This is a genomic window from Streptomyces sp. NPDC052107 (assembly GCF_040680215.1).
In the GTDB taxonomy this organism is placed as follows: Bacteria; Actinomycetota; Actinomycetes; order Streptomycetales; family Streptomycetaceae; genus Streptomyces.
This window is the reverse complement of record NZ_JBFAWG010000021.1, coordinates 1-14,701: the sequence shown is the minus strand read 5'-3', so window position 1 is coordinate 14,701 and position 14,701 is coordinate 1. Positions and strand designations below refer to the sequence as shown.

General features: G+C 69.3%; 13 protein-coding genes. 5 read left to right on the top strand and 8 right to left on the bottom strand.

The window, feature by feature from the left end; translation table 11 throughout:
• Positions 1-182: 182 nt before the first annotated feature.
• Positions 183-1,289 (bottom strand): substrate-binding domain-containing protein, encoded by a 1,107-nt coding sequence (locus tag AB0M27_RS23205; RefSeq protein WP_365723775.1) that lies wholly within the window; start codon positions 1,287-1,289, stop codon positions 183-185.
• A gap of 295 nt (positions 1,290-1,584) precedes the next feature.
• On the opposite strand from AB0M27_RS23205, the gene AB0M27_RS23200 reads away from it, so the two are divergent.
• Positions 1,585-3,591: a PA14 domain-containing protein gene (locus tag AB0M27_RS23200; RefSeq protein WP_365723774.1), complete on the top strand. Its 2,007-nt coding sequence runs from the start codon at positions 1,585-1,587 to the stop codon at positions 3,589-3,591.
• A gap of 81 nt (positions 3,592-3,672) precedes the next feature.
• Here AB0M27_RS23200 and AB0M27_RS23195 read toward each other — a convergent pair whose 3' ends face one another.
• From AB0M27_RS23195 to AB0M27_RS23175, 5 genes are all read right to left on the bottom strand, one after another.
• Complete coding sequence (locus AB0M27_RS23195) at positions 3,673-4,122, bottom strand: helix-turn-helix domain-containing protein (RefSeq protein WP_365723773.1); 450 nt, start codon at positions 4,120-4,122, stop codon at positions 3,673-3,675.
• Positions 4,123-4,127: 5 nt separating this feature from the next.
• On the bottom strand, positions 4,128-5,300 hold the full coding sequence (dnaJ, locus tag AB0M27_RS23190; RefSeq protein ID WP_365723772.1) for a molecular chaperone DnaJ: 1,173 nt from the start codon (positions 5,298-5,300) through the stop codon (positions 4,128-4,130).
• Between the two features lie 36 nt (positions 5,301-5,336).
• Positions 5,337-5,999, bottom strand: a complete 663-nt coding sequence (gene grpE / locus AB0M27_RS23185; protein ID WP_365723771.1) for a nucleotide exchange factor GrpE — start codon at positions 5,997-5,999, stop codon at positions 5,337-5,339.
• The gene (gene dnaK / locus AB0M27_RS23180; RefSeq protein ID WP_365723770.1) at positions 5,996-7,843 is read right to left on the bottom strand and encodes a molecular chaperone DnaK; all 1,848 of its coding nucleotides are present in this window, start codon (positions 7,841-7,843) and stop codon (positions 5,996-5,998) included. The genes grpE and dnaK overlap by 4 nt, the downstream gene beginning before the upstream one ends.
• Before the next feature lie 94 nt (positions 7,844-7,937).
• Positions 7,938-8,957 carry an MraY family glycosyltransferase gene (locus AB0M27_RS23175; protein ID WP_365723769.1) on the bottom strand — a complete coding sequence of 340 codons (1,020 nt, stop codon included), beginning with the start codon at positions 8,955-8,957 and terminating at the stop codon, positions 7,938-7,940.
• A gap of 191 nt (positions 8,958-9,148) precedes the next feature.
• Here AB0M27_RS23175 and AB0M27_RS23170 point away from each other — a divergent pair, with 191 nt between their 5' ends.
• Positions 9,149-11,416, top strand: coding sequence for a heterodisulfide reductase-related iron-sulfur binding cluster (locus AB0M27_RS23170; RefSeq protein ID WP_365723768.1), 2,268 nt, complete (start codon positions 9,149-9,151; stop codon positions 11,414-11,416).
• Between the two features lie 151 nt (positions 11,417-11,567).
• Positions 11,568-12,305 (top strand): NmrA family NAD(P)-binding protein, encoded by a 738-nt coding sequence (locus tag AB0M27_RS23165; protein WP_365723767.1) that lies wholly within the window; start codon positions 11,568-11,570, stop codon positions 12,303-12,305.
• An 81-nt stretch (positions 12,306-12,386) separates the two neighbouring features.
• On the opposite strand, the gene sigJ is transcribed toward AB0M27_RS23165, so the two are convergent.
• A complete protein-coding gene (sigJ, locus tag AB0M27_RS23160) occupies positions 12,387-13,310 on the bottom strand; it encodes an RNA polymerase sigma factor SigJ (protein ID WP_365723766.1) in 924 nt (307 codons plus the stop codon).
• A gap of 146 nt (positions 13,311-13,456) precedes the next feature.
• On the opposite strand from sigJ, the gene AB0M27_RS23155 reads away from it, so the two are divergent.
• The gene (locus AB0M27_RS23155) at positions 13,457-13,858 is read left to right on the top strand and encodes a YrdB family protein (RefSeq protein WP_365723864.1); all 402 of its coding nucleotides are present in this window, start codon (positions 13,457-13,459) and stop codon (positions 13,856-13,858) included.
• 64 nt (positions 13,859-13,922) lie between these two features.
• Here the strand turns inward: AB0M27_RS23155 and AB0M27_RS23150 are convergent, their stop codons facing one another.
• Positions 13,923-14,252, bottom strand: coding sequence for an antibiotic biosynthesis monooxygenase (locus tag AB0M27_RS23150; protein WP_365723765.1), 330 nt, complete (start codon positions 14,250-14,252; stop codon positions 13,923-13,925).
• On the opposite strand from AB0M27_RS23150, the gene AB0M27_RS23145 reads away from it, so the two are divergent.
• Positions 14,253-14,701, top strand: a 449-nt coding sequence (locus AB0M27_RS23145) for a recombinase family protein (protein ID WP_365723764.1), incomplete at its 3' end; no start/stop codon positions are given.

Sequence of the window (14,701 nt, the reverse complement as noted above, 5' to 3'; positions counted from 1 at the left end):
CGGGGGGGGCCACAGGGCCGTCGCACCGCGTTCACGGGGGTGACGCGGTGCGGGGGCGCTCCGCCGGGAGCCGCCGCGATGGGTCGTCGTTCGTCCGCGGTGCCGTCGTGGCTGGGCGGGCCCACGCGGCGGAGCCGCATGTCAAAACAGCCCCGCGCCCCTGAAGGGGCGCGGGGGAACGTCTACTTCAGGTGGCTCGCCGCGCAGGCCGCCTTGTACGGGGCGGTGCAGATGTCGCCCACGGTGTAGATGCCGTCCGCGACGACCGTGGACTTGATGTTGCCCTTGGTCAGGGCGACCGGCTGGATCAGCTTCGAGGGGATGTTCTTGTCGGTCGGGCTGTCGACCTTGTCCTGGGTGAGCGCGTCGAACTGGATGTCCTTGCCCTGGACCCTGGCGACGGCCATCTGCGCGGCGGCCTCGGCCTCGTCCGGGTAGGCCTTGTAGACGCTCATGTACTGCTCGCCGGCCACGATCCGCTGGACCGCGTCGAGTTCCGCGTCCTGGCCGGTGACCGGGGGCAGGTTGGTGACGCCGGCCGCCTTCAGGGCCTTGATGACGCCGCCGGCCATGCCGTCGTTGGCGGCGTAGACACCGGCGATGTTGTTCTTGCCGATCGCGGTGATGGCCTTGGCCATCTCGGTCTCGGCGAGCTCCGGCTTCCAGTCCGTGGTGTCGTACGTCGCCGCGATCGTCACATGGCCGTTCAGCTCGGAGAGCGCGCCCTGCTTGAACTGCTTCGCGTTCGGGTCGGTCGGCGAGCCGTTCACCATGACGATCTTGTCGGAGCTGTCGGTACCCGACCCGAGGGCCTCCAGCAGGGTGCGGCCCTGCACCTCGCCGACGAGCTCGTTGTCGAAGGAGACGTAGGCGTCGATCGGGCCCTCGGCGAGACGGTCGTAGGCGATGACCGGGATGCCCGCGTCCTTGGCCTTCTTCACCTCGGGCGCGATGGCGTGCGAGTCGACCGCGTCGAGCATGATGATGTCGACCCTCTCGTCGATCATCTTCTGCATCTGCGAGGCCTGCCGGGAGGCGTCCGCGTCGGCGTTGACGTACTCGACCTTGCCCTGCTTACGGGTGAGTTCGGCCACCTTGTCCTTGATGATGGGGTAGTCGAACTTGTCGTAACGGGTGTTCGCCTTCTCCGGCAGCAACAGGCCCACGGTGATGTCGTTGCCCTTGCTCGGGCTCGCGCTCGCGCCGTCCCCCGTCGCTCCCAGCACGCCACAGCCGGCGAGCGAGAGGGTCATCGTGGACGCGGCCACGGATATGGCGATTCGACGCATTCGAGGGCTCACTTCAGGTGCGTTCCGGACGTAGGCCTGCTATACGACCCAGGTGTCTGAAAAGACAACGCGGAGGCCACACCTGTCGTCAAGCGGATCTACTTAACGAGTCCGCAACACCACGCTCCGCTGACTCTGTGAAGAAGGAGCGGAATCGCCTCCAAACACTCTTTACCGACCCTCCATTCAAAGGGTGTTCATGGGTCGGTAAAGATCGGCACAACCAACCTGGGTCCCCGCGAGTCCTGATCACCGGCGGCCGTGCGCCGCTCCCCCGACTCGACCAGAGGACCGAATGAAGCCAGCCAGACACGCGACCGCCACGGCCGTCGTGCTCGCCACCGCCGGCACCCTGCTGAGCGCGGTCGCCACGTCCGCCTACGCCACGGTGAATTGCAGCTCACCGGTGTACAAGCGGGCGTTCTACGCGAACACCACGTTCTCCGGCACTCCGAAGAAGACGGACTGCGACACCGTCATCGACCAGAACTGGACCGGCGCGCCCGCCTCCGGGCTGCCGAGGGACAACTTCGGCGTCCGCTGGACCGTCACCCGCGACTTCGGCTCCGGCGGGCCCTTCGCGTTCACCGTCTCCGGGACCGACGGCATCCGCGTCTACCTGGACGGCGTCCGCAAGGTGGACCTGTGGTCGAACACCTCGGGCGCGCGCGCCAAGACCGTCAACGTCACCGTCCCGTCCGGCAAACACACCCTGCGCCTCGACCACGTCAACTGGACCGGCACCGCGAGCGTCAAGTTCGCCTACACCCCACGCACGTCCGCCACCGTCGACAAGGTCAAACCCCTTGTGCCGACCGGGACTTCGGTCACGTACTACTCCTCGACCGGCAAGACCGGGATCAGCTGGGCGAAGAACGCCGAGATGGACCTCGCCGGTTACCGCGTCTACCGGCGGCTGAAGGGCACCTCGTACCCCGGCAGGCCGCTGGCCACGACCACCTCCACCACGTACACCGACACCACCCTGCCGAAGAATGACGCCACCTACTACTACGAGGTCCGCGCCTACGACAAGGCCGGCAACGAGTCCGCGGGCACGGCCGACCAGGGCGTGACCACCGTGGACACCACACCTCCGGCCGCCCCCGCCGGCGCCGGGGGCTGGTCGATGGACCCGGTCCGGGAGGTCACGCTGTCCTGGAGCCAGAACACCGAGCCCGACCTCGCGGGCTATCGGGTCTACCGCTCCACGACATGGCCGGTCACGGCCGGCCCGGAGAACCAGTTGGGCGGTGACACGCTGCTGCACTCCACGTGGTGGACCGACCGTCCCCCGCAGACCGGCGACTATTACTACTACGCCGTCACCGCCGTCGACACGGCCGGCAACGAGTCGGCTCCCTCCGCCGTCTGGCAGTACTACACCCGCGACGAGACCCCACCCACCTACGTCCCGGACGTGAAAGCCGAGGACGGCGAGCGGGGCGTCACCCTGAGCTGGCCCTGGGGCCCCGAGGGCAGCGGCGCCTCGCGCTTCCTCGTCTACCGGGACGGCCACCGCCTCACCGAGGTGGCCGGCACCTCGTACACGGACACCGACATCGAGCGCTCCACCACGCACACCTACGCCGTCCAGGCCCTCGACGACGCGGGCAACGGCGCCCCCCGCTCCGCCCCCGTCACCGTCCGGCACGTCGGCGACTACACGCCCCCGCCCGCCGTGACCGGGCTGACCGCCACCCCTCAGGGCAACGGCGTCCTGCTCGACTGGGACGACAGCACCGCCGACGACGTCGACCACTACGAGATCCACCGGGGTGTGTACCGCGATGGCGCCTGGACCTACACGGACATCACGGCCGGCCTCGCCTTCGGCACCGTCTGGTCCAGGAACCGGGACGTGAGCCTGCCCGACGGCGAGCACCTGCGCTATGTGGTCGTGGCCGTCGACCGGGACGGCAACGCCCTGGACACCGACGCCTCGTCCGCCGTCGAGGTCACCGAGCTGGACCAGATGCCGGCGGAGACCTACCCGGAGGAGTCCGGCGGCCTGCGTGTGCGGATCGACGACACCGCACAGGGACCCGACATCGACGCCGTCCACGACGATGACGACCCGAAGGGCACCCCGACCGGCTACTACGTGTACCGCTGGGACCGTTCCGCCGGCGCCTATGTGCGGCTGACCGACACGCCCGTCGGCTTCCGCTCCTTCGGCTACACGGACAGCGGCGCGCCCGCGGCCGACACCGTCTTCTACAAGGTCACGGCCGTCTACGGCGACGGCACCGAGTCGGACCCGGTCGGCGGCCACGTGTTCCGGATCGGCATGGCCCCCTGACGGGGCACGCCCGGTCACACGGGGACGGACACACGGAAAAGGGGCCCGGAGGTCTCCCTCCGGGCCCCTTTCACCGCTGCCTCAGTCGTTCTGCTGCCGCTTCGGCCGCCACACCACCAGCGCGCTGGTCTGCTGGACCTCCTGGTACGGCACCAGGTCGCGGCGGTAGGAGGCGTGGACGGCGGCCTCGCGCTGCTGCATAGCGGCCGCCGCGCCGTCCAGGGCCGCCTCCAGTTCCGCGACGCGGGACTGCAGGGCGGCGACCTGGTTCTCCAGTTCGATGATGCGCTTGATGCCGGCCAGGTTGATGCCCTCGTCCTGCGACAACTGCTGCACCTGGCGGAGCAGTTCGATGTCGCGGGCCGAGTAGCGCCGGCCCCGGCCCGCGGTGCGGTCGGGGGAGACCAGGCCCAGGCGGTCGTACTGGCGCAGCGTCTGCGGGTGGAGTCCGGAGAGCTGGGCCGCCACCGAGATGACGTAGACCGGGGTCTCCTCGGTCAGTTCATACGGGTTACGTCGACGGCCGTCCATCACTCTCAGTCTCCCTTCGCGGCCTCGAACAGCTCCGCCCGCGGGTCCTCGCCCGCGGTCGCCTCGCGGTACGCCTCGAGCGCGTCACGAGCCTTCCCCGACAGGTCCTTGGGGACACGTACCTCGACGGTGACCAGGAGGTCGCCGCGGGTGCCGTCCTTGCGGACCGCGCCCTTGCCGCGGGCGCGCATGGTGCGGCCGTTGGGGGTGCCGGGCGGCAGTTTCAGGGTGACGGCCGGGCCGCCGAGGGTCGGTACCCGGACCTCGCCGCCGAGGGCCGCCTCGGTGAACGTCACCGGCACGGTGACGGTGAGGTTGTCGCCCTTGCGCCCGAACACCGGGTGCTCGCCGACGTGTACGACCACATAGAGGTCGCCCGCCGGTCCGCCCCGCTCGCCGGGAGCGCCCTTGCCGCGCAGCCGGATCCGCTGCCCGTCGGTGACGCCGGCCGGGATGCGGACCTGCATCGTGCGCGAGGACTTGGCGCGGCCGCTGCCCTTGCACTCCAGGCAGGGGTGCTCGGCGATCAGGCCGCGGCCCTTGCAGTCCGGGCAGGGGTCGGTGAGCGAGAAGCCGCCGCCGGAGCCCCGGGCGACCTGCCCGGTGCCGACGCAGGTCGGGCACACGCGGGGTGTGCCGTTCTTGTCGCCGGTGCCCGAGCAGGCCTTGCAGGGTGCCTGGGAGGACATGCGCAGGGGCACCGTGGCGCCCTCGATGGCCTCCGTGAAGCTCAGCGTGACCTCGGTGTCGATGTCCTGGCCGCGCCGGGGCTGGGTACGGGTCGTACCCGCGCCGCCGCGGTTGAACAGGCCCCCGAAGACGTCACCGAGTCCACCCCCGAAGCCTCCGCCCTGGGTGCTGGTCCCGCTACCTCCGAAGAGGTCGCCCAGGTCGAAGTTGAAGGAGCCGCCGGCGCCCGGCCCGGGGCGGAAGCCGCCGTTGCCGAACAGGGCGCGAGCCTCGTCGTACTCCTTGCGCTTCTTGGGGTCGCCGAGGACGTCGTTCGCCTCGGAGATCTCCTTGAAGCGCTCCTCGGCCTTGGCGTTGCCCTTGTTGGCGTCCGGGTGGAACTCGCGGGCGAGCTTCCGGTACGCCTTCTTGATCTCGGCCTCGGTGGCGTCCTTGGGGACGCCGAGGACCTTGTAGTAGTCCTTCTCGATGAAGTCCTTGGTGCTCATCCCCGACGTCCCTCCTTCCCCTCAGTGGTCTTCACGTCAGCCCTCGTCCGGGCCACCGTTCTCCTTGTCGTCGGCCTGCTGCGCCTCGGCCTTGTCCTCGGCGCCCTCGGCCTTGACGGTGTGCGCGCCGGGCTGCGGTTCGGCCACGGCCACCCGCGCGGGGCGGATGGTGCGCTCGCCGATGCGATACCCGGGCTGCAGGATCGCCACGCAGGTCGTCTCGGTGACGTCCGGCGCGTAACTGTGCATCAGGGCCTCGTGGATGATCGGGTCGAAGGGCTCGCCCTCCTTGCCGAACTGCTGCAGGCCCATCTTGGCCGCGACGGTCTCCAGCGACTCGGCCACCGACTTGAAGCCGCCGACCAGTTCGCCGTGTTCCCGCGCGCGGCCGATGTCGTCGAGCACGGGCAGGAGTTCGGTCAGGAGGTTCGCGACGGCGATCTCCTTGACCGCGATCCGGTCCCGCTCGACCCGGCGGCGGTAGTTCTGGTACTCGGCCTGGAGGCGCTGGAGGTCCACCGTGCGCTCGTTCAGCGCCGTGCGCACCTGGTCCAGCTGGGCCACCAGACCGGCGTTCTCGTTTCCGTCCCCGGCCGGGGCCGCCCCCTCATCGGGAGCGGCCTTCGGCTCGGCGTCGTCGGGGGTCGCGCCGGAGGGGACGTCGGGCTTCTCCTCGAAGCCCGGGGTCTCCTCCGTCACGCGGCACCGTCCTTGCGCTCGTCGTCCACGATCTCGGCGTCCACCACGTCGTCGTCAGCGGCCCTGCCACCCTGCGCGGCGCCCTCGGGACCGCCCGCGGCCTGCGCGGCCTGGGCGTCGGCGTACATGGCCTGGCCCAGCTTCTGCGAGACGGCCGCGACCTTCTCGGTGGCGGTGCGGATCTCGGCGGTGTCCTCGCCCTTGAGCTTCTCCTTCAGCTCGGCGACGGCCTCCTCGACCTCGGTCTTGATCTCGCCCGGGACCTTGTCCTCGTTGTCCTTGAGGAACTTCTCGGTCTGGTAGACCAGCTGCTCGCCCTGGTTGCGGGTCTCGGCGGCCTCGCGGCGGCGGTGGTCCTCCTCCGCGTACTGCTCGGCCTCCTGGCGCATCCGGTCGACCTCGTCCTTCGGCAGCGAGGAGCCGCCGGTGACGGTCATCTTCTGCTCCTTGCCGGTGCCGAGGTCCTTCGCCGTGACGTGCATGATGCCGTTGGCGTCGATGTCGAAGGAGACCTCGATCTGCGGGACGCCACGCGGCGCCGGCGGCAGACCGGTCAGCTCGAACATGCCGAGCTTCTTGTTGTACGCCGCGATCTCGCGCTCGCCCTGGTAGACCTGGATCTGCACGGACGGCTGGTTGTCCTCGGCCGTGGTGAAGATCTCGGAGCGCTTGGTCGGGATCGTGGTGTTGCGCTCGATCAGCTTGGTCATGATGCCGCCCTTGGTCTCGATACCGAGGGACAGCGGGGTGACGTCGAGCAGCAGGACGTCCTTGACCTCGCCCTTGAGGACACCGGCCTGGAGCGAGGCGCCGATGGCGACGACCTCGTCCGGGTTGACGCCCTTGTTGGCCTCCTTGCCGCCGGTCAGCTCCTTGACGAGCTCGGCGACGGCGGGCATACGGGTGGAGCCACCGACGAGGACGACGTGGTCGATCTCGTTGATGGAGATGCCGGCGTCCTTGATGACGTTGTGGAACGGCGTCTTGCAGCGCTCCAGCAGGTCGGCCGTCAGCTGCTGGAACTGAGCCCGGGTGAGCTTCTCGTCCAGGTGCAGCGGGCCCTCGGCGGACGCGGTGATGTAGGGCAGGTTGATCGAGGTCTCGGTGGACGAGGACAGCTCGATCTTGGCCTTCTCGGCAGCCTCACGCAGACGCTGCAGGGCCATCTTGTCCTTGCCGAGGTCCACGCCGTGGCCGGACGCGAACTGCTTGACCAGGTAGTCGACGACGCGCTGGTCCCAGTCGTCACCACCGAGGTGGTTGTCACCGTTGGTGGCCTTCACCTCGACGACGCCGTCGCCGATCTCCAGCAGGGACACGTCGAAGGTGCCGCCACCGAGGTCGAAGACGAGGATCGTCTGGTCGTCCTTGTCGAGGCCGTAGGCCAGCGCGGCGGCGGTCGGCTCGTTGACGATGCGCAGGACGTTCAGACCGGCGATCTCACCGGCCTCCTTGGTCGCCTGACGCTCGGAGTCGTTGAAGTAGGCCGGGACGGTGATGACCGCGTCGGTCACCTTCTCGCCCAGGTAGGCCTCGGCGTCCCGCTTCAGCTTCTGCAGGATGAACGCGGAGATCTGCTGCGGGTTGAAGTCCTTGCCGTCGAGTTGGATCTTCCAGTCGGTGCCCATGTGGCGCTTCACCGAGCGGATGGTCCGGTCCACGTTCGTGACCGCCTGACGCTTGGCGACCTCGCCGACGAGTACCTCACCGTTCTTGGCGAAGGCGACGACGGACGGCGTGGTCCTGGCACCCTCGGCGTTGGTGATGACGGTGGGCTCGCCGCCCTCCAGAACGCTGACGACGGAGTTAGTCGTGCCCAGGTCGATGCCGACCGCACGTGCCATGGTTGATTCCTCCAGCTGACTTGAGTGGAACAGGCTCAAGTGTGCATGACGGCACCCGCTGGGTCAACAGACCTGAGTCGAGAGGGCTCAAGTCTTATCCGTTCCTTACACGCAAGTGGCCGCTGACCTGCGTCGATGGCATCCGACGGGGCTGCTGGACAGGGATGCGAAGGAGGACGGCGACGACCAGCAGCGCCCCTCCGCCCACCCAGGCCACGGCTCCCTCCCCCGTCCACCCGGTGTGCACGAGCACCCCCACGAGCACCGAGCAGAAGGAGCCGGCCCCCAGCAGAACGACCGAGCCCTGCGGGGTGAACCCGAGGCGGCGCAGCCGGTGTACGAGATGGTCGGGGCCGCGCCTGACCAGCGGACGCCGGGCCAGCCTCCGGGCGAGGACCACGAGGACGGCGTCGGCGAAGGCCACCGCGCTGAGGCAGAACATCACCGCCACGCTCGGCGCGAGTGCGTACCCCGCGCGCGTGAAGACGAGGGACGACGACAACAGGAACCCGGTGAACAGCGAACCGCAGGCGCCGAGCCCGATCCGCGCGGGATGCCAGTTGTGCATCAGGAAGCCGGTGAGGGCGGCGGCGAGGACGCTCAGCAGGACCGCGATCCCGTCCATCAGCTCGGCAGCGGCGCAGACCCCGGCCCCGAAGGCGGTGACGACCCCGACGGTCCCCGCGAGCCCGTCGGCGTGATCGAGCCCCTTGAAGGCGAGGGAGGCGAGGACGATCCACCCCACGGCGAGGATCCCGCCCAGCACACCCGTCTCCTCGTACGGCACCACGAAGGCCGCCGCCACGGCCGTACCGGCGACGAGCACGCGCGCGCGGATCCGCCAGACGTCACCGACCAGGCCCAGCACGGCGACCGCGGCAGCGGCGATCAGCAGCCGGTCGACCCCGTCGCCGAGCGGCGCGATCGCGGTCCGCTGCCCCACCCAGGCGACGAGACAGGTGACGGCCACCACGGCGAGCCCGCCGAGCAGCGGCAACCGCCGCTGCCGGCGCCGGTCGAGGATGCCGGCCCGCAGCGCGGGCACCCTGAGCAGCGCCGAGAGCACGGCGGCGAGAAGCAGGGCGGCGGTTGCGGCGGCGATCCCGTAGAGCACGGCTCTAAGGTAGGGGCGAATGTAGCAATTCGGTACGAATAACACGATCTGATGAGTCTGGGATGACACTCGTCACCCCACGCTCAGCTGCATCCCGACGGAAGATGGGGGTAGTCTCAGACGGACTGCATAAGTTACCGCTTAGTAATAATTTCCCTCGAAGAACCCCTCGCAGGCCCGAGGAGCCCCACATGCAACTCGCCGCGATCATCGTGTCGCTGGTACTCGCCGTGGTCGGCGTCGCGTTGTTCAGCCGCGCCATCGCGCAGATCTACCGGTTCGTCCGGCTCGGGCAGGACGTCCCGGCGGGTACCCGGACCAACGACTGGACCGCCCGCACCGCCACGGTGATCCGGGAGTTCCTCGGCCACACCCGGATGAACCGGTGGGGCGTCGTCGGCGTCGCGCACTGGTTCGTCGCCGTCGGCTTCTTCTCGCTCGTACTGACGCTGGTGAACGCCTTCGGTCAGCTCTTCCAGGCCGACTGGACCCTGCCGGTCATCGGGCACTGGCTGCCGTACGAGCTGTTCGTCGAGTTCATCGGCACGATGACCACGCTCGGCATCCTCACCCTGATCGTCATCCGCCAGCTGAGCCACCCGCGCAACCCGGGTCGCAAGTCCCGCTTCGCGGGCTCCAACTTCGGCCAGGCCTACTTCGTCGAGTCCGTCATCCTCATCATCGGCCTCGCGATCATGACCCTGCGCGGCCTGGAGGGTGCCCTCGCCGACGTGCACGGCTACGAGGCCGCGTACTTCGCCTCGTACCCCCTGGTGCTCGCGTTCAAGGGCCTCGGCATCTCCACGCTGCAGAACCTGGTCTACCTCACCGCCATGATCAAGATCGGGACGTCCTTCGTCTGGATGATCACGGTGTCGCTGATGACCGACATGGGCGTGGCCTGGCACCGCTTCCTGGCGTTCCCGAACATCTTCTTCAAGCGCAACGCCACCGGTGAGACCTCCCTCGGCGCCCTGCTGCCGATGACCTCCGGCGGCAAGCCGATCGACTTCACCGACCCCGGCGAGGACGACGTCTTCGGTGTCTCCCAGGTCGAGCAGTTCTCCTGGAAGGGCCTGCTGGACTTCTCCACCTGCACCGAGTGCGGCCGCTGCCAGTCGCAGTGCCCCGCGTGGAACACCGGCAAGCCGCTCTCCCCGAAGCTGCTGATCATGTCCCTGCGGGACCACGCGCACGCCAAGGCGCCGTACCTGCTGGCCGGCGGCGGCAAGACCATGGAGGGCGAGGAGAAGGCGTCCGAGGAGCAGCTGAAGGACGTGCCCGCGGCCGTTCTCGCGGAGGCCGAGCGCCCGCTGATCGGCACCGCCGAGGAGAACGGCGTCATCGACCCGGACGTCCTGTGGTCCTGCACCACCTGCGGCGCCTGCGTCGAGCAGTGCCCGGTGGACATCGAGCACGTCGACCACATCGTCGACATGCGCCGCTACCAGGTCATGATCGAGAGCGCGTTCCCGTCCGAGGCGGGCACGATGCTCAAGAACCTGGAGAAGAAGGGCAACCCCTGGGGCCTGGCGAAGAAGCAGCGCCTGGAGTGGACCAAGGAGGTCGACTTCGAGGTCCCGGTCGTCGGCAAGGACATCGAGGACCTCACCGAGGTCGAGTACCTGTACTGGGTCGGCTGCGCCGGCGCCCTGGAGGACCGCGCCAAGAAGACCACCAAGGCCTTCGCCGAGCTGCTGCACATCGCGGGCGTCAAGTTCGCGATCATGGGCGGCGACGAGAAGTGCACCGGTGACTCCGCCCGCCGCCTCGGCAACGAGCCCCTGTTCCAGGAGCTCGGCATGGAGAATGTGGCCGCGCTGAACATGGCCTTCGGCGAGGACGACGAGGACGAGTCGACCAAGAAGCCGAAGTCCGCGAAGAAGATCGTCGCTACCTGCCCGCACTGCCTCAACACGATCGGCAACGAGTACCCGCAGCTCGGCGGCGACTACGAGGTCATCCACCACACCCAGCTGCTGCAGCACCTGGTGGACGAGGGCAAGCTGGTCCCGGTCACCCCGGTCGAAGGCATCATCACCTACCACGACCCGTGCTACCTGGGCCGCCACAACAAGATCTACACGCCCCCGCGCGAGATCATCGGCAAGGTCCCGGGCCTGCGCAACGAGGAGATGCACCGCCACAAGGAGCGCGGCTTCTGCTGCGGCGCCGGCGGCGCCCGGATGTGGATGGAGGAGCGGATCGGCAAGCGCATCAACAACGAGCGCGTCGACGAGGCCCTCTCCCTCAACCCGGACATCGTCTCCACGGCCTGCCCGTTCTGCCTCGTCATGCTCACCGACTCGGTGAACGGCAAGAAGAACGAGGGCAAGGCCAAGGAGTCCATCCAGGTCGTGGACGTGGCCCAGCTGCTCCTCGACTCCGTCAGGACCCCGGTCGACCCGGCCGGCGAGACGGCGAGCGAGACCGAGCCGGAGCCCGAGCCGGTGAAGTAACGCCGGCCGTCCCCGGTCGTACGGCGCCCCCTGCCCCGCACAGGCAGGGGGCGCCGTCGTTCCGCCCTCGACGGCTGAGCCCGGCTGTCACAAACCCGGACGCTGCGCTGTCCTGCTGGTGTACGGACGCACTCAGCGAACGGAGACAGTAATGAGGATCGTGGTTGTCGGCGGTACCGGGCTCATCGGCTCGCAGGTGGTCGCGCTGCTGCGCAAGGGCGGTCACGAGGCCGTGCCGGCCACTCCCTCCACCGGCGTCAACGCCTACACCGGCGAGGGCCTGGCGGATGCGCTCAAGGGCGCCGACGTGGTCGTGGACGTGTCGAACTCCCCCTCCTTCGACACCGAGCCGGCCCTGGACTTCTTCACCCGCTCGGCGCAGCACCTGTTCGAGGCCGAGAAGGCGGCGGGGGTCCGCCACCACGTCGCGCTCTCCATCGTGGGCGTCGACCAGGTACCCGACTACGGCTACTACCGGGCCAAGGTCGCCCAGGAGCGGGCCGTGCGCGACAGCGGAGTCCCCTACAGCCTCGTGCGCGCCACCCAGTTCTTCGAGTTCATCGCCCCGGTGATGGACATGTGCACGGAGGGCAAGCAGGTGCACCTGCCGTCCAACCGGCTGCGCCCGATGGCCTCCGCCGACGTCGCCGCCGCCGTCGCCGACGCGGCGCAGGACGAACCGTCGAACGGCATCCGGAACATCGCGGGCCCCGAGGTGCACCGGCTCGACCAGCTCGGTGAGCTGACCCTGGCGGCGAAGCCGGACGGCCGTTCCGTCGTCACCGACGAGTCCGCGAGCCCGTTCGCGGGCATGCCCGACGTTCTCACCGGCGACGACACCGCGCACCTCGCGACCACGCGCTACGAGGACTGGCTCAACCGGAACTGACCGACGCGCCTCGGTTCAGAACGACCCCGGCCGGTCTGCGGGCCCACCGCGACCGGCCGTGGGCCTGTGCAGCGCCTACGGCTACGAGGCCTGCGACCGTCCCGTGAGCCTGTGCGCGGACCGCTCGTACGCCCTCAGCTTCTCGGGCGCCAGGACCCAGTACAGCCCGTCGATGCCGTCCGGCCCCACCGTGACGGACACCAGGGCGACGGCGGCCCCGTCCTGGACGAGCAGCAGTCCGGGCCTGCCGTTGGCCTCGACCACGCCGTACTCGGCGCCGGGGAAGAACTTGTGGGCGAAGACACTGACCCTGGCCACGCGCTCGGCGCCCACGACCGCCAGCCGTGCCACGCCGCGCATGCCGTTGCCGTCCGCGTAGGCGACGGCGTCGGCCGACAGCACGTTCTCCAGCGCGGCGACGTCACCGTGCCGCGCGGCGGCGACGAAGGCCTCGACCAGCCGCCGGTGCTGTGCCGCCTCGACGGGTTCCCTGCGCTCGGCGGACAGGCGCTTGCGGGCCCGGCTGAGGACCTGCCGTGCATTGGCCTGGCTCAGCCGCAGCATGCTCGCGATCTCGCCGTACGAGTAGTCGAACGCCTCCCGCAGCACATAGGCCGCCCGCTCCACGGGGTTCAGCTTCTGCAGGACCAGCAGCACGGCCGTCTCCAGCGCCTCCCCGCGCTCCGCGCCGACCTGCGGATCCACGCTGGTGTCCACGGGCTCCGGCAGCCACGGCCCCACGTAGGCCTCACGGCGGACCCGGGCGGACTGGGCCACGTTGATGGCCAGGCGGGTGGCGATCGTCGCCAGGAACGCTCCCGGATCCAGCACGGCGCTGCGGTCGGTTCCCTGCCAGCGCTCCCACACGTCCTGCACCACGTCCTCGGCCTCGGACACGCTGCCCAGGATGCGGTAGGCGACACCGAACAGCCGCGGCCGCACCTCCTGGAACACGTCCGCCGCCTCGTCCAGCGAGTCACCGGTGTGCTGCAGCTGCTCGTCCATGATGCCGATGCCTTTCGAGAAAGGGCGGGGCGGCGAGCCACAACGGTCCGGCAAAGTCCCGTCCCGCCCGTCACCACCCTGTCATGCTGGGCCCCCCGGCGCACCGAGAGGACCCCATGTCAACAGGCCCCTCCGCCAAGGCCGTTATGGACGAGCGGCGCTGGTACACCGCCAACGAGCTCCTGGCGTTCCTGCTGGAGCTCGCCGCACTGGCGTGCCTGAGCTGGTGGGGGTTCACCGCCGGCGGCGACGTGGCTCTCCATGTCGTGCTCGGCCTGGGGACTCCCCTGGCGGCGATCGTGCTGTGGGCGTTGTTCGCGGCACCGAGGGCACGGCTGCGGCCCGGCCTGCCGCTCGTGCTCACGGTCAAGGCGGTGGTGCTGGGAGGCGGGGCCGCGGCCTTGTACGGCGTCGGCCATCCCGTCGCCGCCGTGACCATGGCGGTCGTAGTGATCGCGAACACGGCGCTGGCCGAGACCTTCCGCCGCACCCCGCCCATCCCCTCCACCGGTGAAGTCGAGATTGGCAGATCCGTTCCACCGGCCTGACGCGAACACGCAGGTCAAGGGCCGGGAGGCGGCTCCGGGGTGGAACGTGACCGCCAATCGTCGCCTACGCCCCCTTCGGCCCCGACTGCTGCACCACCTCGAAGGACCACAGGGTGGAACCGGTGGCCGCGGGCTTCGGGCGCTCGGCACCCTCTCCGCCGCCCTGGTGCGCGGTCTTCATCGGCCCCTCCAGCCACGCCTGGAAGGACTCCTCGTCACGCCAGCGCGTGTAGACGAGGTAGGTGTCGGTGCCCTCGACGGGACGCAGCAGCTCGAACCACTCGAAGCCGTCGGAGCTCTCCACCGCGTGGGCCCGGGAGGCGAACCGCTTCTCCAGCACCTCCCGCTGCTCGGCGGGGACGGTCAGCACGTTGATTTTTACTACGCTAGGCACATGACACCTCTCGTCAAACGGGGCCCCGACTGGACCCCTGATCTGGACCATGTGCGCGCAGTGTCCTACATCCGACAGTCAAGGAAGCGTGAGGACGACTCCGCGTCGTCCCCCGAAGCGCAGCGGACCAAGTGCGAGGCGCTGATCACGGCCAAGGGTTGGGACAACGCCGGTCACTTCGCTGACGTGGGCAAATCCGGCTGGGACCCCAAAGTGGTCCGCCCCGCGTTCGAAGAGATGATGTCCGCCGTTCGCGCCGGACACGTAGACGCAGTGGTTGTCTTCTCGCTGTCCCGGCTCACCCGACAGGGCGCCCTCGAAGCGATGCTGATCAACGAGGAACTCGCCAAATACGGCTCTCCTGCCGTATGTGTGGGTGCCCTGAGCTGCCCCGATACGGGAAACACGCCGTCTCCTGTGATCCTTGAGGTGTCTAGGCTCAAGTTGGA

Coding starts and splice junctions, on each gene's coding strand:
- AB0M27_RS23170 (WP_365723768.1), top strand. CDS start 9,149: ATGCAACTCGCCGCGATCATCGTGTCGCTGGTACTCGCCGTGGTCGGC.
- AB0M27_RS23205 (WP_365723775.1), bottom strand. CDS start 1,289: ATGCGTCGAATCGCCATATCCGTGGCCGCGTCCACGATGACCCTCTCG.
- dnaJ (WP_365723772.1), bottom strand. CDS start 5,300: ATGAGCACCAAGGACTTCATCGAGAAGGACTACTACAAGGTCCTCGGC.
- AB0M27_RS23195 (WP_365723773.1), bottom strand. CDS start 4,122: ATGGACGGCCGTCGACGTAACCCGTATGAACTGACCGAGGAGACCCCG.
- AB0M27_RS23200 (WP_365723774.1), top strand. CDS start 1,585: ATGAAGCCAGCCAGACACGCGACCGCCACGGCCGTCGTGCTCGCCACC.
- AB0M27_RS23155 (WP_365723864.1), top strand. CDS start 13,457: ATGGACGAGCGGCGCTGGTACACCGCCAACGAGCTCCTGGCGTTCCTG.
- sigJ (WP_365723766.1), bottom strand. CDS start 13,310: ATGGACGAGCAGCTGCAGCACACCGGTGACTCGCTGGACGAGGCGGCG.
- dnaK (WP_365723770.1), bottom strand. CDS start 7,843: ATGGCACGTGCGGTCGGCATCGACCTGGGCACGACTAACTCCGTCGTC.
- AB0M27_RS23165 (WP_365723767.1), top strand. CDS start 11,568: ATGAGGATCGTGGTTGTCGGCGGTACCGGGCTCATCGGCTCGCAGGTG.